At 40.3% G+C, this 18,747-nt stretch carries 16 protein-coding genes; 4 read left to right on the forward strand and 12 right to left on the reverse strand.

The window, feature by feature from the left end; all coding sequences use genetic code 11:
* From M23134_RS29340 to M23134_RS29350, 3 genes are all read right to left on the reverse strand, one after another.
* Positions 1-960 (reverse strand): fibronectin type III domain-containing protein (locus M23134_RS29340; protein ID WP_045114583.1); only part of this gene is annotated, 960 nt, incomplete at its 3' end.
* Between the two features lie 123 nt (positions 961-1,083).
* Complete coding sequence (locus M23134_RS29345) at positions 1,084-2,064, reverse strand: ISAs1 family transposase (protein ID WP_157558709.1); 981 nt, start codon at positions 2,062-2,064, stop codon at positions 1,084-1,086.
* A gap of 67 nt (positions 2,065-2,131) precedes the next feature.
* Entirely contained in the window at positions 2,132-2,677 is a 546-nt protein-coding gene (locus tag M23134_RS29350; RefSeq protein WP_002702640.1) for a fibronectin type III domain-containing protein, read from the reverse strand.
* Positions 2,678-3,755: 1,078 nt separating this feature from the next.
* Between M23134_RS29350 and M23134_RS29355 the strand changes: the two genes are divergently transcribed.
* Both M23134_RS29355 and M23134_RS29360 read left to right on the forward strand, forming a co-directional pair.
* Positions 3,756-4,958, forward strand: a complete 1,203-nt coding sequence (locus tag M23134_RS29355; protein ID WP_002702649.1) for a trans-sulfuration enzyme family protein — start codon at positions 3,756-3,758, stop codon at positions 4,956-4,958.
* Positions 4,959-5,160: 202 nt separating this feature from the next.
* Complete coding sequence (locus M23134_RS29360) at positions 5,161-5,913, forward strand: 7-carboxy-7-deazaguanine synthase QueE (RefSeq protein ID WP_002702657.1); 753 nt, start codon at positions 5,161-5,163, stop codon at positions 5,911-5,913.
* 6 nt (positions 5,914-5,919) lie between these two features.
* On the opposite strand, the gene M23134_RS29365 is transcribed toward M23134_RS29360, so the two are convergent.
* Positions 5,920-6,636 carry a leucine-rich repeat domain-containing protein gene (locus M23134_RS29365; protein WP_002702659.1) on the reverse strand — a complete coding sequence of 239 codons (717 nt, stop codon included), beginning with the start codon at positions 6,634-6,636 and terminating at the stop codon, positions 5,920-5,922.
* 815 nt (positions 6,637-7,451) lie between these two features.
* Between M23134_RS29365 and M23134_RS29370 the strand changes: the two genes are divergently transcribed.
* Positions 7,452-9,281, forward strand: coding sequence for a leucine-rich repeat domain-containing protein (locus M23134_RS29370; protein ID WP_198145111.1), 1,830 nt, complete (start codon positions 7,452-7,454; stop codon positions 9,279-9,281).
* Positions 9,282-9,376: 95 nt separating this feature from the next.
* Here M23134_RS29370 and M23134_RS29375 read toward each other — a convergent pair whose 3' ends face one another.
* Both M23134_RS29375 and M23134_RS29380 read right to left on the reverse strand, forming a co-directional pair.
* Positions 9,377-9,952 (reverse strand): hypothetical protein, encoded by a 576-nt coding sequence (locus M23134_RS29375; protein WP_002702661.1) that lies wholly within the window; start codon positions 9,950-9,952, stop codon positions 9,377-9,379.
* A 351-nt stretch (positions 9,953-10,303) separates the two neighbouring features.
* Positions 10,304-10,651, reverse strand: a complete 348-nt coding sequence (locus M23134_RS29380; RefSeq protein WP_002702664.1) for an RNA recognition motif domain-containing protein — start codon at positions 10,649-10,651, stop codon at positions 10,304-10,306.
* A gap of 698 nt (positions 10,652-11,349) precedes the next feature.
* Between M23134_RS29380 and M23134_RS29385 the strand changes: the two genes are divergently transcribed.
* Positions 11,350-11,598, forward strand: coding sequence for a hypothetical protein (locus M23134_RS29385; RefSeq protein WP_002702665.1), 249 nt, complete (start codon positions 11,350-11,352; stop codon positions 11,596-11,598).
* 121 nt (positions 11,599-11,719) lie between these two features.
* On the opposite strand, the gene M23134_RS29390 is transcribed toward M23134_RS29385, so the two are convergent.
* The 6 genes from M23134_RS29390 to M23134_RS29415 form a co-directional block, all read right to left on the reverse strand.
* Entirely contained in the window at positions 11,720-13,159 is a 1,440-nt protein-coding gene (locus M23134_RS29390; protein WP_045114586.1) for a hypothetical protein, read from the reverse strand.
* A gap of 265 nt (positions 13,160-13,424) precedes the next feature.
* The gene (locus tag M23134_RS29395) at positions 13,425-13,838 is read right to left on the reverse strand and encodes a DUF6691 family protein (protein WP_002702668.1); all 414 of its coding nucleotides are present in this window, start codon (positions 13,836-13,838) and stop codon (positions 13,425-13,427) included.
* A 55-nt stretch (positions 13,839-13,893) separates the two neighbouring features.
* Positions 13,894-14,454 (reverse strand): YeeE/YedE family protein, encoded by a 561-nt coding sequence (locus M23134_RS29400; protein WP_045114594.1) that lies wholly within the window; start codon positions 14,452-14,454, stop codon positions 13,894-13,896.
* A gap of 342 nt (positions 14,455-14,796) precedes the next feature.
* Entirely contained in the window at positions 14,797-15,627 is an 831-nt protein-coding gene (locus M23134_RS29405) for a universal stress protein (protein WP_002702670.1), read from the reverse strand.
* Positions 15,628-16,691: 1,064 nt separating this feature from the next.
* Positions 16,692-17,000, reverse strand: a complete 309-nt coding sequence (locus M23134_RS29410; protein WP_002702672.1) for a rhodanese-like domain-containing protein — start codon at positions 16,998-17,000, stop codon at positions 16,692-16,694.
* A 160-nt stretch (positions 17,001-17,160) separates the two neighbouring features.
* Positions 17,161-18,567 carry an MBL fold metallo-hydrolase gene (locus M23134_RS29415; protein WP_002702674.1) on the reverse strand — a complete coding sequence of 469 codons (1,407 nt, stop codon included), beginning with the start codon at positions 18,565-18,567 and terminating at the stop codon, positions 17,161-17,163.
* Between the last annotated feature and the right edge of the window lie 180 nt (positions 18,568-18,747).

An 18,747-nucleotide genomic window follows, 5' to 3' on the forward strand; every position in this document is an offset into this window, starting at 1 on the left:
CGAGTATTTACTAAGGCGTTTGGCACGTACCCGATAATAATACCTTGTTTTGAAGTCCAACCCAGTAACTTTATGTGAGTTGCCTAATACCTCCTTACTTTGATAGCCTACCACAAAGTTGCTAAAGCTGGCGTCGGTAGCCACATCCAGCACATATATATTAATGTCTGGTTGTGCTTGCCAGTGGGCGGTAAACTCAAATGCTTTGTGGTCGCTCATAGCGTTGGCAATGGGAGCAGGCAATAAGCCAGTCACTGTAGCAATGGTATTGGAATACTCAGATATTGCTCCCAGCCCTTGGGCTCTTACCCGGTAATAATAAGTAGTGCTGGCGTTAAGCGACTGTAGGTCTACAAAGTTGTCGATAACTGCCAGGTTGTTGTAAGTGGGCAAAATTTGACTAAAGCCCGGATCAAGTGCCACATCTACCAAATACGAGGCAGCATTGGCTACTGGTTGCCAATTGGCCTTAAACCCCCCACTTTCTACATTAGTGGCTACCGTGGCTACTGGAGCCGCCAGATTAATTGTATTGACAATGACCACTTTAGAATAGTTAGACCTGGTTTCGTTGTTGAGTGCCCTTATCCTGTAATAATATTTTTTGTTAGCATCGAGATTGACCACTACTAAACGATTGGCACTTACGTTTAAGTTGTTGTATTTGGGCAATATACGCTCAAAGAAAGGGTCAGTTGACACGTCTATTTGGTAGGAACTTGCCTCAGGCATTGCTTTCCAGTTGGCTATAAAGCTCGTATACCCTATCTCGGTAGCGGGTAGCGATTCGGGGCTGGGCAAAACAGTGGTAAACACTGATAAAGTATTTGAGTATTCCGACAATGAGTTGGATTGTTTCACCCTTACTCTGTAAAAATATTGTTTGTTTACAGTGACATTGCTGATGAGTAAATGAGTGTCTGCCACTATTTCGTGCAGGGCTTTCTTATAAAAACCCAATGGTCTTCAACCAGTTTAATAATAAGTTAAAATCATCCTGAAAAAGCTCTATTTGGGCGATATAACTTTTCATTGTTTTCTTTTTTAAAATTTTGATAGCCAGTGTCCTAAGCTCAGCCAAGGTCATTTGAACTGTCTTTTTTTTGACTTTAGTTGATCTTCGTTCAATGTCACATCTCTGATGTGGTTATTGACCTCGACACTCCAATGATTTCTTACTGCATCAAATATTCCCTCTTTTGCTGTTTCATTAGAGATGTAATAACTCACTTCTCTACTTATTTTCGCGTTTTTTTGATTGATGCGGGTTCTTTGAACTTTTACTAGTCTTTTAAAAGCTGTATTATCCCAACGTGGATCAAAACCCTGCTTACTTACATCATACAACCAATATTTTCTTTGCTCAACTCTCCCATGGTTGAAGTCAAAAGTCGTTTTTTGGTCAATAGGAGGCAATGCACAGTCAGTCATGTGAGCAAGCAATGTTGGCTGGTTTTCTTTAAGCCCAATCAAAAAAACACCTCCCGCCTTGGTAATCATCTCAGTAGTGCTAGGACAAAGGTGTAAAGCGTCCAAAGTGATTTTTTGACTCGCCAGGTCATCCTTGGAAAGTAAAGCACGTAAAGTAGGTATTTCACTTTCTTTTTGCCCATCGTAGTAATTTTGGGCAATCGCTTCTCCTGAATGATGGTGCACTATTTGAACCACGGCTTGTCCTCGTTTTTTGCCTGACTCAATGCTTCCACGCAACTCCTTGCCATCACCACTAAACCATTGCTTTTCCTGAGAGTCCAAACGAAAACCATAATGCGTAAATAACAAGTAATCAAAGACTTCCACATCTACCTTTTGTAGTAAAACAGGTAGGTGAGAACGAGAAACTACTGTGGTTTCTGGTATATCTAAAAAAGCACATAGTGCCGAGTTGGTATTGACCATGCTACGATGAATACTTGAGAGAACGCCATCTCGTTTGCGGAGTATACCTAATAACACGCCTAATAAAACAAAAGCTAGATTATGTATTTTGCCACGAGTATCTCTAAGATCTAATGCTGCACAATTTTGCATTTCTTCGTAAAAACTTCGTCCTTTGAATAACATGAGAGTAAGGGTTGGTTGTAATTGAGGTTGTGTCGTAACTCCAATTTTACAACTTTTTTCTTTACTCTCATTTTTTATAAGAAAGCCCTACTATTTCGTGCCCTTGGTAACCTTCTACAAACCTGGTAAAGCTTTCGTCGGTAGCCACATCCAATACATAAGCAGTTACAATAGGCATTTTTTTCCAGTGCAGGCGAAAACCAGTGGCTGAGATTTCGGTGGCTGGGTATACCAGTGGGCGACCTAATGCCTTGGTGGTAACAGTGATCACGTTAGAGTTTTGAGAGGTTTGATTAGATATATTTGCTCTCACCCGGTAGTAATAAGTGGTATTGGCTTCCAGGTTATTGAGTTGAACAGCTAGTTCGGAAACTCTTTTGGCGTGGTAACCAGGGGCAAACTGAGTAAAATCCTTATCAAGTGCCAGGTCTATTTCATAGCTTCCTGCCCCTGTTACTTTTTTCCAGTGTGCTGTAAAGCTCACTACCTCTACTTTACTGGCTTCTGTAGCCATTGGCGATGGCAGAATAAACTCTTTCTCAAACAAAGAACAACTATAGAATAAGCTACTAATGATAAGTATTAATAAATTTACTTTGATACCTTGATGCATTTGATCTTATATTTTATAAAAAACAGACAGACACTAAGCGTAGCTATTTGCAGGGTTTGAATTGGCTTGCCCAGAAAACTGAAGGTAGATGGATAGCTTTGTGTGGGCTGGTCAAAAGATCGGCGCAAATTTACAGTGTTCTCAGGTTTTTTTTCCCATACTTGTTTGCCACCAGCCTAATAGCAAATAAGTGTGGGTGTTTTTTTTGTAATATATCAATAGAATTGTAAAGTAATGAAAGGGAGAACCTTAAAAAATAGCCAAATATATGCTACCTCAGGCTGGGCTTTGTAACCTTTAGGGTGATTTCATCGCTTAGCCAAAACAGGTTGAAGTCTGATTGTGAGTTGATTAAAATGTTTTTTGATAGAAGCACGGCGCCCACTTTTATCTCTCAAAACTTTTTTATTGATGAATCAGGCATGTTAGTAATATTTATGAGTGAAAAAATCAGGTGTTGCCCACTAGTACTCTAGCTTCTAAGTAGGTAAAGTAACAATTTGGCTAAATTTTGTTCTTTGACGATCTTTAAAAATTGAGCATAGCCATAGCTACGCGATATTTTTTAAGAGAAGTCAAAGGGCAAAGGAAGCGAAATAGTGCTTTACATATTTAGTGTCTGGAGTACTAGAAACCTGAGTTGCAAATGATTGTCTGATAGCAAAATGTTACAATTTAACTTTTTACAATGAACTATTTGATGGGGGTGAGGGGCAAGTATGGCTAGTTTGCTAAAGACAGGGTAGCTTTGCAAGACAACCAGTTTTTAGGCGATTGCCTAACAAAACTTAAGTGGCAGTTTATTGGTTAGGCTAACAAATAATATACTTAATTATGTAAGCTTGCTATTTAAATATTAAGTAATGAGGTGTTTTAGATTGTTTTTATTTTGAAAAAAGCCTTGTGTGCGTGTTTGATACTATGCTGACTATTTTTTGTCTGTAGGTATAAAGCCCTTTTGCAAAGCTGTGAAAACTAAAATCTCTGATTATATTTGATTTTAAGGAAGTGTTATGCGTGCTTTCAAAGTGCATTTGTAACCTTCCCGCATTCTTTAATAATACTAACACGAATATCAATGCAAGATAACTCAGAACACTTTGAAACCAACGCTATTCGTACCCAGGTCACGCGTTCGGGAGAGCGCGAACACTCTGCGCCCATTTATGCTACCTCAAGCTTTGTGTTTAACGATGCCGAACACGCCCGTGCTTTGTTTGCCAACGAACAAGAAGGCAATATTTATTCGCGCTACTCAAACCCCAATAACGACGAGTTTGTCCAGAAAATGTGTTTGCTGGAGGGCACCGAAGACGGAATCGCGCTTGCCTCTGGTATGGCGGCTATGTTTTTGAGCATGGCGTCTTTTCTTAAGGCGGGCGACCACGTGCTGGCTTGTCGCTCGTTGTTTGGGTCTACTCACCAAATCATTACTCAGGTTTTTCCACGTTGGGGCATTAGCCATACATATGTAGACATAGACAAACCCGATAGCTGGGAAACTGCCGTACAAGACAACACCAAGGTATTATTTATAGAAACTCCTTCAAACCCTGCCTTAGATATTATAGACCTGGAGTGGGCAGGTAAACTTGCCAAAAAACATGAGTTGTTGTATATAGTAGACAATTGTTTTGCTACCCCTTATTTACAAACCCCAGTTCAGTTTGGAGCAGACGTAGTAACGCATTCTGCTACTAAGTTTATAGATGGGCAAGGACGCACCATTGGGGGCATTGTATTGGGTACAAAAGCAGCCATAGAAGAAGTACGTTTTATGGCACGCCACACTGGACCAGCCCTGTCGCCTTTCAATGGTTGGATATTGTCTAAAAGTTTGGAGACGCTGTCTATCAGAATGGAAAAACATTGCGATAACGCCCTGAAACTGGCGCAATATTTAGAAAAACACGAAGAAGTAAGTTTTGTGAAATACCCATTTTTACCTTCTCACCCTCAGTATGACCTGGCCAAAAAGCAAATGCGTTTGGGAGGTGGTTTGGTGAGTTTTGAGGTAAAAGGAGGCGTAAATCGAGGGCGTGACTTTCTCAATGCTTTGCAAATGATTTCGTTTACGGCCAACCTGGGCGATACGCGTACTATAGCCACTCACCCGGCGTCTACTACCCACTCTAAGCTCAGCGACGAAGAAAGAATGGCAGTAGGTATTAGCCCTGGTCTTATTCGCATTTCTACCGGGCTTGAGCACATTGACGACATTATTGCCGATATCGAACAGGCCATTCGTGCATCGGTGCCAGCCACACAAATACAGGGGTAGGCAAGCAACAAGTGCTTGGTACATTCTTAGCGTTTGTTGCCTGTTTGGGTTTTTGTCTAAACACATTGTTGGTTTCAATCATAAGCACTGGAAAGTACTACTCGAAGCCTTTATGTTGCATTTGAGTATTTATTGATTTTTGGGTGCAGGTGCTGGTGAATAGCTACCCCCAGTACCTAGCCCCTAGTACCTTATACCTTATATGAAGATTGCCAAGTTTAACGGAAAAGGAGAGATATTTTACACCATACAAGGCGAGGGTAAAAGCTTGGGTAAACCCACGGTTTTTATCAGAAGCTCATTGTGCAACCTGCATTGTATTTGGTGCGATACTGACTATACCTGGAACTGGAAAAACACACCCTACCCGCATGTGTTTGACCAAACGCCGGGTTATGAAAAATACGATAAAAAAGAGCAGATTGTAGAGCTAAGTACGGCACAAATTATTGAAGAGATAGCGCCGTATGCTTGCAAAAACCTGGTGCTGACCGGCGGAGAACCGTTGCTGCAGCAAAAAGCGTGGGTAGAGTTAATGGCTCAATTACGCAAGAAAGACGCAGGGTATTGGTTTGAGGTAGAAACTAACGGTACTTTGTTGCCTTCCAGCGAATTTGACGCTTTGATTGATCAATACAACGTATCACCAAAGTTGGAAAACTCTAATAACTCAATGAAAATCAGGGAAAAACCTGAGGCATACGCTTTTTTTAGGCAAAGCCCCAAGGCTTGGTTTAAGTTTGTGATTGCCCAACAAGCTGACCTTGAGGAGGTGTTAGAATTGATAAAAAAGTATGATTTGCCCTCCCACAAGGTATACCTGATGCCTGAAGGCACTACCCCCGAACAGCTCAAGAGCAAACAATCGTGGTTAGTAGAACAGTGCAAGCAATATGGGTTTCATTACACCGATCGGCTGCACATTCATATTTATGGCAGCAAACGTGGCGTGTAGAGTTATTTAACGAAAGCGCACATAAGTATTGGGTAAATGACGGTTTATTTTTTTAATTTCTTCGTGAGAGAAGTAATTCCCATAAAGGGTTATTTTTTTGAGGCGGGGCAGGCTGTATATTTCCTGAGGGAGTTGCGTAAGCTCATTATTGCTAAAACCCAGGTATTCAAGGCTTTGTAATTGAGCAAACTCCTGAGGAAGCGAAGTAATACGGTTGTTGCTTAAGCCAATGTATTGCAACTTGGTGAGATTGCCTATTTCGGGTGGCAACGTAGTTAATTGGTTGCCACTGAGTTTAAGCTCTTCGAGCTGGGTTAGCTTGCCTATAGTAGCAGGTAGCGAAGCAAATAAGTTTTCGCTTACATTGATCTCGCGGAGCTGGGTAAGTTGGGCTATTTCAGGCGGAAAGTCAGTTAACTGATTGTACTCAAGGTAAAGTTCACGTAGATTTTTGAGGTGTACAATGCTTGCCGGAATCTCTTTGAGTTCACAGTCCTCCCAGTCCAGACTTGGGATGTTAGCAACAATATCTAAAAAGCCATGCTCCAGGCATAATAATACTTTTTTTCCGGTCGATAGCATTTTATAAAGCTCAGGTGGCACCCCATTGCCCTTCAGTATAAAAAAGGCTAGTTCTATGTTTGCCTCGTCACGACTGTTGAGAAACTGTTTGATGCGCTGGATATAAACTTCAGAATATTGACTCCCTTGTTTAACTTCCATTCTTTTATGATAATTTAATGTTTTTTTTGAGCGTATAGTTGAATTTTACTGTCAGAGGGCACCTTTTAAACTCCAATTATAAATACTTAGGAACGTGTTCAAAATAGGTGTCCAGATTTTGGTTAAAGGCTCAAAGCTGACTGCGGCATTTAGCCTTTGGCAGAGCTCGGCAAAGCGAAGCTTTAGCCATCGGTTTTTGCGGGCAAGGCAACATCCGGGGGATGTTGAGCCAGACCGTGGGACGGTACCACGGACAATAAAAATAACAAAAGGCAGTAATGAGAACCACAGAACGAAGTTCAAGCTCTGCGAAGCTAATTTATTCTAAACCGGACAGCTTCAAAGTCCCGATTTCTTATCGGGGTTATTGTTGAGGGCTATGCCCGAAATCCCGTTTACGGGGCGAACATGTTCCTTAATACTAAGGCAGAACAAATTAATCAGTTTACACACACTCTCTTATATAATAAAAACCAAATAAAACGGTGGATAGTATACCTGTACAGGGAATAGGGTGTACCTAGAACCTATTTTCTAGAACCTTGTACTTGTAATAGGGTAAAACCTAACTCCTAGCCCCCATAACCCCTATACTATCAATATAGGCTTTATGGTCAAATATCCAATTTATTTTTGTGATTGTCAGTTCAAAGGGTTTTAAAAAATTGTTATTTTGGAAAAACTGTGTCATTACTTGCTCAAACTTTTTTTGTGAACGATCTGGTTGTTAGAATTAATCTGTTAATTTTACCAGAGAAGCAATATTGATCAGCAAGCATACACAATCGCGTGTATTTATAATGATTACCAATTTTATGGACAAAGACTTTATCGAAAACATCAAAGGACATCTCGAAAGCAGTGAAAGGTTTAATAATGAGCTTGCCTTTCAGATTTTATCGGGAATGGAACCAATGCCTGGAGAATTAAAAACTTATTTGACTGGTACCAGCGACAAATTGCTGCTTTGTCTTGAGCATGGGTTTATGGAAGTGCTGGAAGACATCAAAGAGATTGAGTTGGCAGGGCAGGACTTTACAGAAAAACCTGAGGTATTGCAAAATATTGAGCGGATGTTTGGGCTCGAAAAAATAAATCTGAGCAGTAATTTTTTGAGCACTATCCCTTTTGGACTTACCCACCTGCGCAACCTTAAGGTACTCAACCTTTACCAAAACCGCCTGGGCAAATTGCCCGATGCAGTGCTCAACTTGCGTAACCTTGAGGTGCTTAACCTTGGTAAAAACGGGTTTCATCGTTTCCCTGATCACTTCGATAAGCTCACAAGTCTTAAGTCTTTGGATTTGGGCGATAATTTTTTGACTGAAATTCCCCCAGAAGTAGGCAACTTGACCCTGCTCGAAGAACTCAATGTAAGTGTGAATCAGATCAAACACTTGCCGCCCGAACTGGGCAGGCTTTCGGCGCTTAAGTGGCTCAAAATACAGCAAAACCAAATAGTAGAACTGCCCGAAACTTTTGATCAGCTCGAAAACCTGGAAGAACTGCGCCTGGAGCGTAATAAGTTTACTCAATTTCCGGCAGCATTGCTTAAGCTACCCAAGCTCAAAAAGCTGTATATCTTTGACAACGAAATAGAGGCATTGCCCCCTGAAGTTAGCCAAATGACCACCCTGGAGCATTTGCAAATGTCGGGCAACCAGCTCAAAAGCCTGCCCTCAGAAATAGGCAGCCTGCCCCAACTAAAAATTGCGTACCTGGAGTACAACGAAATTGCCGAGCTGCCCCCTGAAATTAGCCAGCTGGAAAACCTGGAATACCTCTCGCTGGAGCACAATAAGCTCACTGGTTTGCCCCAAGGCTTAGAAAAGCTTGAAAAACTAGAATTTTTGCATTTACATCACAACAACTTGACAGAGTTGCCCGCCTCTATAGCACAAATGAAAGGGCTCAAAGAATTGGATGTACGCAATAACGAAGGGCTTGACCTGGCAAATGTGTTTAAAAGTCTGGAGCATATAGAAACGGTACACGTACAAGCCAAGCAATTTAGCAGTATTCCTGTGGACGCTGATCACTGGCAGTATTTGCCGTTTTTGACTTTAGATCAGCAGGGGCTGACCCAACTACCCAAAGCCCTGGAGCAAACGGTGTTGTTGACTGACTTAAGCATGGGTGATAATGAACTCACTACTTTACCCGAAACCCTGGGCAATCTTGTAAAACTGGAAAGATTTAATGTGCAAAAGAATAAGTTGGGTAAACTGCCCGATGCCTTGGGCAATTGCAAGGCGATGAAGTGGTTGCACGTGGGTAGCAATGCATTGACTGAATTGCCAACGGTGATAGGAGAGTTAGAAGACTTGCAAGAGGTGTATTTAGACAACAACCAGTTGATGGCATTGCCCAAAGAGATAAAAGATTTAAAGAAATTGATGGTAGTTAACCTTGCCAATAATCAACTGACAACCTTGCCTACCGAGATAACCGAGATACCCTATATTCAGTATTTGTACCTCAACAACAACCAATTGACCGATTTGCCAGAGGGGATAGAAAATTGGGTAGTATTACAGGAACTTAACCTGAAGGGCAACCCTATGTCAGAAGCTACTCAACAAAAAATACGTGAAAAGCTGCCCCGAACCCGGATTGCTTTTGGTGAAGGAACAGACCAAAAATAACTTTTAGTTGAGAATTAGGGAATATCATACAAACAAGCCCGTCTTTACTTGAAAGCATTGATGGGTTTTTTAATGGTCTATACGTCCAGTGTGCTTTAGAGGTTATTTTTCATTCGTCGACTTACTTTTTGTTGTATTTTCTCTATACATCGGTCAAGCATCGACTCAACTGAAATGGTACCAGTACTATATACAGGACAATCGGAGTAAGGGGAGTAGTCTTCGTAGATGCTTTCTTTGGCTACATTACAAAAATCCCATTTTTTGATCAATTGCCCGTTTTTGTGAAGAGCAAACGCTACATCAAGTCTTACTTTTTCGCGTGATACGGTAACAATGCCGCAGTCTTCGGGGCAGCGAATGGCAGTACCTGTTTTTTGTTCAAAGCGTATGCTGCGAATTGTTAACTTAAATGGAGTATTGACAAAAAGCCCTCCTTGTACCTCTACCCGGTTTTCTTGCATAAGTGTGGTGAGCTTACTTTCAACATAAGTCTTGGTATCGACCCGGTTCCAGTTGTTGAGGTAGTTGCCACTGTCAAAAGAAACAGCCACAGATGTTTGATCTAAAAAAAGAGGGGTTTCAACAGGTAGTTGTACTTTGCCACAACTGCTCACTAGAGGAAACAAAAGGCATAGCCATACCATTGATAAAAAAGAGTGGTTTTTCATTTTATCGAGAGGTTAGTAAAACGGAAAAAATAAAATGAGCCAAATATGGTGCAATATTTTAGTTTCAGGCGATTGAAAAAATATTTGCATAGCCAAAGCTATGGACATATTTTTTCAAGAAGTCTGGGGCTATAAGATTAGTCAAATGGCTCAGGTTATTTTAGTAGTTTTACTTATTTCACAAAAAAATTGATAAAAAAGTGGGCTACCCAGAACTTGTCAGCCTATACGCCATATCATTAGTTCTGTGTTTCAATAGGGCAAAAAAAACACCTGATGTGTTGAGTATCAGGTGCCATAGAAATGGAGATAATAATGTATGTGATAGTGAGGGTTGCACTACAACTGGTTTTAGTACCCGTTGTTGTAGCCTCCGCCTCGGTTATAGCCACCACCGTAGCCTCCGCCCCGGTTGTAGCCACCACCACCACCGCTAAATGCGCGATTGTTGTGCTGCTCACGAGGGCGAGCTTTTTTTACTACAATGTTTCTTCCTTCAAAATCACTTTCGTTCAAAGCATTGATTGCTTCAACTCCTTCTTCTTCGTTAGGCATTTCTACGAACCCAAAACGGCGAGACATCCCCGTATCGCGGTCATAAATTACTTTAGCTGATTCAACTTCTCCAAAGGGTTGAAATAGAGAATGTAAGGATTCGTTGGTGGTTTCGTCACTCAACTTAGCCACAAAAATATTCATGATAAAAAAAATTAAAAAAAAATAATAAACGTAAGAAATTGGTAAATGATTATCAGGTGTAGATATAAATAGCTAAAGGCAAGATATATTCATTGGTTGATAGTTAAGTACCAATATTTGACAAATATAACAAAAAACCAGACCTCTGCAAGAAAAGTGAAGATTTATTGTTTTTTTGTAATAGCTGAAAAAACCTCTTATAAGTATTTGATAATCAGGGTTGAGCCAAATATTCAGCTGTAGATAGTTTTCTTAAAGCATTTACTATTATACTGAGCAAATAACAAGCGATGAATAAAGGCTCTTTTTATAATGTGAGTAGCAAAAAATATAAAAGTTAGATGTAATAAAATGCCTTCGATGTGTATAAAAATAGGAATTATAATACTATTATCTTTATTTTAATACAATATACTGGCCTGCTATTTGATTCAGCTAGAACAATCAATGTAAAGCATATAAAATACTTTTCTTACACCCCTCAAAATAGTCAACGCACTGATTGTCCAGCCATTTAAGCTACATTAAATACACCCGTATTTATACGTGTTTTTAGTGATAAGTCCCAATTGTTTTTAGGTATAAATACTCATTTGAATTTGGGTTGATTTAGGTAAACTCCTAAAGGCGCTTGCCGTTGAACCTACTATGCAAACCTCAACTTGCATACCTTTTTCCAACTTTGATCAATTATGACTATGACAGCTAAAACAATCAGCCGTAAATCCCTTGTTGAAAATTTATTACCCGAAATTATTGTACAAAGAACATTGAGTCAATTGCCCTTAGAACTAAAAAATCTATACCTCGCCAAACAAGCAGAAGGCGTAGAAGTAAGCATTGGACTTGATATGCAACTTGGCTTTTATATGTTAGAACAAGCCAACCTGTTTCAAGCAGATTTGCTTTGGTGTGAAAACCAAAGTCGCAAAGTAGTGGCAGCTTAAGCCCTACTTGTTACAAATACTATCAAAATATTCACCTTGTAAATAGCTATACTATATTTTTTAAATGATAGTACCTCCTCAAAGCAACTTGGGGAGGTTTTTTTATATGTACTAGAGTGGTTTAATACCTTGGAATTTCGTTCAGGCGATTCCTTATGTTTTTGATGTTGACCTTTTTCTGGTAATCTTTTTTTACCTGTTCAAACTGTTGATTGAGTTTCTTTATTTTGGTTTGAATTTTTGCGGGGTTTTTACTCAATTTATATGCATTGGTCAATATAATCACGATGTTTTTGTGGTACTCTTCCAGGGCAGTCAAATATTCCGATGAAATCTGCTCTATTTCTCCTGTAATAAACTCTATTTTGTTGCGGGCAAGTATCGAATAGCCCACCCGGTCATCTCTTACAATGATGTGATAGCTTATTTGATTTGAGTTTGAACTGACATAGCTCTTTTCAATCTTTTCTATATGTCGCATCACCTGACTATAGGTGTAGTATTGATCTATAATATCATTGAGTGATTTATCTTTGAGCGTATTCATGTTTTGTGCATTGTACAACGTAGCCACCATCTCTTTGACAAACTCATTGGTAAGCTTGCGCAAAGCTTCTGTTTTTACTTTCAGATTTTCGTTGGTTACTGCCAACACCTTGTTCAAAGCCGAGAGGTTGTCATAGTGTTCTACATATTTACGCAAACCTTCATGAAAGCTTTTCAAATCTCCTGCACTTACTCCTTTGTGGTTTACCACGGTATTATTTACCAGGTTGGCTACCGAATAAATAGAGTTTACGGCAGGCACCGAAGATACCAATGATTGGGTGATGGGGTTACGTAAAATAGTGGAAACAACTCCTAAAAAGCGGTTCTTTTTGCGGCGCCTAAACCTTCTAAGTTTGCCTACCACTTGCTGGTTAATCAAGCCTACAATCTCGGTTTCCAGCGAAAACCCCAGTTCATTGTTTTGAGGATTATTCAGGCTGTTAATGGCATTGGCGTAGTCGGTAAACACCAGCGAAGCTTCCAGCCCATTGAGCCCGTTATTGAAGGCATAAATAAAATTTGCCGTAGTTTTTATACTTCTTATATTGGTTGTATAGCGGTTTTTGGCATCCAGCAAATCTTTTATTTTAATATCTTTGATCGCTTTTACCCCTACATTTACCTCTTGCCGCAAGGTATTGTGTCTTTTATAAATGCTGTTCAGCGAATCTCTCAATTCTTTACTCATTTGTTGGGTTTGGGCAAGGCCTTCTTTGCTTTTTTTGATGTTTACATTTACATTATTTAGTCTTTGCGCATTTTGTTGCGAGGTTTTTTGAATATTTAAAAATTGTTGATAAAGCAAGGCCAACGAATCTGACAAGACTTTGATGCGTGCCTGATCGGAGGTTGTTTTTTTTACATCAGGTGGGAAGGGGTTACCTCCTCCAGCCTTGATAGAGTCTCCCTTGGTGGGGAGAGGTGCTTGCTTTTTTGTAGAATCCTGTTGCGCCTGGGCTATAGTTCCGCATAATATCAAGGCAACAAATAAGAAGATTTTGACCATGTTCATTCCTGAGATTTAGTTGTGTGATTGCTACAGCAAATTATGCCAGAAATACCATATATACAAATAGCGCTTTCTTATAAAACCAGAGAATATAAAAACGGCAGGTTATTTTTGGAATACTACAGAGCAAAGCCCAGATACAATGCTGCGCCTGGATACTTGAGGGCTTGCCTGCTTGAGTTTTCAATAGTTCAACCATAAAGCATGGGCGCAACCACCCTTTGAGCCAATGACAAGGATAAAAGGCCTACTTCCAAGACTAAAAAAGCTAATGTGGCAATTTGTTGCGGAACAAGCCGTAAACATAAGTACCCAATAGTGCACTTGCCAACACCACTAGTATTACCCCAAAACCGTGTCCAATGAGCACATACAATGGTCCGGGGCAGGCACCAGTCATCGCCCAGCCCAATCCAAACAAAACTCCTCCAATAAGGTAACGGGGAATTGATTTTTTCTTGTCATTGAAGGCAATAGGCTGCCCTTGAATAGAGCGTAGGCGGAACCTCTTGATCAGAAAAGTAGCCAACATACCCAGTGCTACCGCTGAGCCTATGATACCATACATGTGGAATGATTGAAAACGGAACATTTCCTGGATACGATACCACGAAATTACTTCCGCCTTAGTCATGATAATACCAAACAGTATTCCGGCAAAAATATACTTAATCGTTTTCATTTTAATCAAACATTTGTTTGTATGTTCATTATTTCATTTATAAAGGCAAAAAAAATCAAAGTTGCAAAATAAGTGGCAAGAGGTAATGTGTCATGAGTAACCCTCCAACAAAAAAACCAATGACCGCAATGAGCGAAGGAAGCTGTAGGTTTGATAAGCCACTGATGGCGTGCCCCGATGTACAACCCCCTGCATAGCGAGCCCCAAAACCGATGAGAAAGCCTCCAAGTACCAATACCACCATTCCTTTGAGTGAAAAGAGTGCCTGCCAGCCAAACAAATCTGCGGGTGCTAACCCGGAGACATCTTGTACCCCCATTTTTTGCAAATCTTGTACTGTGTCTGGTGACACACTCACGGTAGGGTGCATCAAAAACTGGCTGGCAATCATACCACCCACTATCGCCCCTATTACAAACAATATATTCCAGCGGTCGGCTTTCCAGTTATAATGAAAAAAACTCGTCTTTTTTCCAGCACCCAATGCAGCACAGGTAGTGCGCAAAGTAGCCGATACGCCAAACGATTTGCCAAAAAACAGCAGCGCAATGGCCACCAATGCGAGCAGTGGTCCGGCAATGTACCACGCCCAGGGTTGTTTAATTAGTTCTAACACAATTTGGTTGTTTTGATTGTAAAACCACGAATTTTTCAATTATAAACTGACTGTTTCGTACAATACTCCGCAGTGATTTTAGTCAAGGTTGATAGCTGATTAACTTTGTTAAGCTCGCCAGAGGCTTGTTTATTAGTTGATGATGAATTTAACAACTATTTAACTGCGTGTTTAGGCATACAACCTGAACCCTTTTAAAAATAAAGCAAGCACAAAAATTTATATAATTCACTGACTTACAGATATTAACAGGGTAAACATTTACTCGAATCCGCTATGGACTATGGACTAAATGCTACGGACTATTGTTCGTACACTTGTAATTGAAAAATTCGTAATTACTTAGTTTAATTTAAAAGTCAATATGGGCTTGTACATATGGTTTACCAGGTTTTCAGAAATACTCCCCTTGATCAAATGATCCCAACCAGTACGCCCATGGGTACCCATCGTAATTAAGTCTATAGAATGCTCGTGGGCAAAATAAAATACCCCTTCTTCAATTTTGCTGCTGCTCTCTACGTGAAACTCTACATTTTCCAGCTGATTAAGTTCGGTAAACTTTTCCATCTGTTGAAACACCTCACGGTTAGTTTCTTTCCCCTTTTCTATTTTTAATAAGTGAATTTGCGCCTCAAATGCTTTTTGTAAGGTTTTTAATGCGGTTAAGTTTTCTATCTTTGGCTCTTTAAAATCATTGACCAGCAAAATCTTCTCAACCTCCCAATCGGGTTTATCACATTTGATCGTAAGTACCGGAACAGGAGAGTACCTTACTACCTTTTCGGCGTTAGAGCCCACAAACATTTCTTTCCAACCTGACGCCCCACTGGTGCCCATTACCACCAAGTCCATAGCATTGACGTTAACATACTCCACTATGTCGTCTATCATATTGCCAAACTTTACCACTACATGTACTTTTACTTTAGCGTCTTTGAGCCATTCTTTAATTTTAGCTTCATTCTCCATACGCTCCTTCTCAAACTTGGTCATGTCATAATCCTGGCAATTGAGCATGTTGCCTTTGTCGTCAAAATAAGCATCGCCAGGAGCAGGCAATACCTTCAAGGCGTGTATTTCGGCACCAAGCGAAGTTGCTATTTTTTCAGCCGTATGAAGGGCGTACTCCGATAATTCAGAAAAGTCAGTAGGTATCAATATCTTTTTCATACTATATAAGATTCAGTTCACTAAAATTTTTCTTCAAATTTGCCTGATCCTTCCATTTTTTGCTATGATTATTGTCATAAATGGACACTTGAAACTACGAATGATCTGGAAAAAATAAGATGTGCCAATTCAAGAAAATATATTGTTCTCAGACGATTCAAAAAAAACGGTGCATAGCCAAAGCTATGAAGCTTTTTTTTTGAGAAGAATGAGGGCAATAGATACACTTTAATGGCTCAAATTATTTATGAAAGATCACGAGCATTATTTTGTTTATATCCATAAAAAAACACAACCTTATCTTACTATGCCCTATACACTCTTTGCCAGGTAAAAACCCTTGAAAAAAGTGTGTGACTTGTGGGTTTTCAGTTTAGGAACATGTTCAAAATACGTGTCGAGATTGAGGGCGTATACTCGAGGCTGGCTGAGGCATTTTTTGCAGGCGTAGCCATAGCTACGGCGAAAACCGATGGCTGCAGCCCTGCTGCGCCGAACTCTGCCAAAGGCTAAAAGTAACGAAAGTCAGTAAAGAGAACCGCAGAACGAAGTTCAAGCTCTGCGAAGCTAATATGTTCTAAACCGGACAGCTTCAAAGTCCCGATTTCTTATCGGGGTTATTGTTGAGGGCTACGCCCGAAATCCCGTTTACGGGGCGATCACGTTCCTTAGTGCTAAATATTCGTGCTCACGCAATGGACGTATCTGGAGGCTATGCTGACATCCCGCTTGCGGGGCGCCTAGTGCACTGGAAACTAAATTCCTACTACATTAGCTTCGCAGAGCTCGCCACAGCAGAGCTGCCCCGATGAAATGAATCGGGATTTAGAAATAGGCTCGGTTATTCGGAGTCTTTAGCCCACTGACTTTACTTAAAAAAAACTTGCGTAGCTCCGGTTCCGATATGCATCGGAATTGTAAACTAACTCTGCGCGATTTTTTAAGTGCGTCAGAAAACAAAACTCATCCCAAATAATAGCGCATTTACTTAATGTTTAAGGTACTAGTCCCTAAAACCCTACCCCTGTCGTTTAGTAAAACAAAACACTATTTTTTATACTCTTCTAAAGAGCTTCATTCCAAGCCATTATACCACCAGCAAGATTATACAACTTGGTAAAACCCATTTCAGCCATCAGTGCGCAAGCCTTGCCGCTTCGGTTACCACTTCGGCAATACACCAAATAGGTTTTCTCCTTGTCGAGTTCAGCTATTTTGCTGGCAAAGTCAGGTTGCATAATGTCAATTAGTTGGTGGTTGGGCACACTGCCATCTTCCAATTCTATGGGCGAGCGTACGTCTAGTATGACAGCGTCAGGCTCTTGAGCTATTTTGTGTTTAAATTCAGCAACGTCGATGTTTTGAAAACTCATAATTTGTATAACTAAAAAAGCTTTTTTTTAAAAATCAATAAATTTGAAAACCTCGCTTATCTTGCCCCTTCAAAGCTGTCTCATAATTACTGGTGAAACAGCCTTAAAAGAACAATGAGGTAAATAAAACTCCTTTACCCAAATTTTGGTAAACACGTGCTTATGACAGGGTAGAAGGACAAACATATTCAGTTTTGGCAATGTCTGTTTTGGCAATTTCTCTAAATCCACCTTTTACTTCTATTACATTGGGGTAACCATGCTTCTTTAAAATAGATGAAGTAATCATAGAGCGGTACCCCCCGGCACAATGTATATAATAGGTAGCTTCTTTGTCAAGATCGTTTAAGTGCCCATTGATAAAGTCTAAAGGAAAGTTTTGTGCATCTACAATACGTTCCGATTGGTACTCAGTAGGTTTGCGTACATCCAAAATATTGATATTCCCACTTTTATTCAATGTGGCCAGTTCTGTTGCTTCAATAGATTTGATCTGGTCTACTGGCTTATTGGCAGTCTGCCAGGCGTCAAACCCTCCTTTAAGGTAGCCAATGGCGTTGTCATACCCCACCCTTGCCAGGCGTAATACGGTTTCTTTCTCTTTACCTTTGGGTGCCACCAGCATGATGGGTTCATTGAGGTTTTTGATGAGTGTACCCACCCATACCGCAAAAGTACCTTCCAGTCCTATGTTGATGGCACCTGGTACAAAACCTTTGTTAAATATTTGCTCGTGGCGTGTATCCAAAATCACCACTCCTTCACTTTTTTTGGTTTCAAACTCTTCAATACTCAATGCTTTCATACCTCGTCCGAGCACCTCGTCTACCTCTTCATACCCTTGTTTGTTCAACATTACATTTTTGGCAAAGTATTGAGGAGGAGGCAATATACCATCGGTTACCTCTTTCACAAACTCCTCCTTGGTCATATCAGCGCGTAAGGCGTAGTTGGTCTTCTTTTGATTGCCCAGAGAGTCAAAAGTTTCATCGCTCATGTTTTTGCCACAGGCCGAACCTGCCCCGTGTCCAGGGTAAACAATTACATCATCTGCCAAAGGCATAATCTTGTGGCGTAGTGAATTAAACAGCATGCCCGCCAAATCTTCTTTGGTCAAATCAGACTTTACGGCAAGATCGGGGCGTCCTACGTCGCCAATAAACAAGGTGTCGCCCGAAAAAATAGCGTGGTGCTTGCCTTCCTCATCAATGAGCAAATAAGTAGTAGACTCCAGCGTATGGCCAGGGGTATGTAAAGCCTTTATTTTTACTTTACCTATTTCAAACACATCTCCGTCCTGAGCAGAGTATATGTCATAGCTTGTTTTTGCTTCTGGTCCAAACACAATCGTAGCCCCTGTTTTTTTGGCAAGATCTACATGCCCCGACACAAAATCGGCGTGAAAGTGGGTTTCAAAAATATATTTAAGAGTAGCACCATGTTGAGCCACTTTGCGGGTATAAGGTTCAGTTTCGCGCAAGGGGTCAATAATAGCTGCTTCTCCGTTAGACTCAATGTAGTAGGCAGCTTCTGCCAAACAACCTGTATATATTTGTTCTACCTTCATGTTGTTACTTTTTTAATAATGTTAGTTAAAATACTTTTAAATTATAGGCTGGGTAACAAGCGCTTAAAAAACGTGACTGATAACTAATTGATTGATGTAGGACAAGGATTTACTAGCCATTGTCTAAAAATATCATCGTTACAAAAATACGGTGTAATTCAGTGTTACTTCAAAAAAACA

Origin of the sequence: Microscilla marina ATCC 23134, assembly GCF_000169175.1 — a bacterium.
Classification (GTDB): Bacteria; Bacteroidota; Bacteroidia; order Cytophagales; family Microscillaceae; genus Microscilla; species Microscilla marina.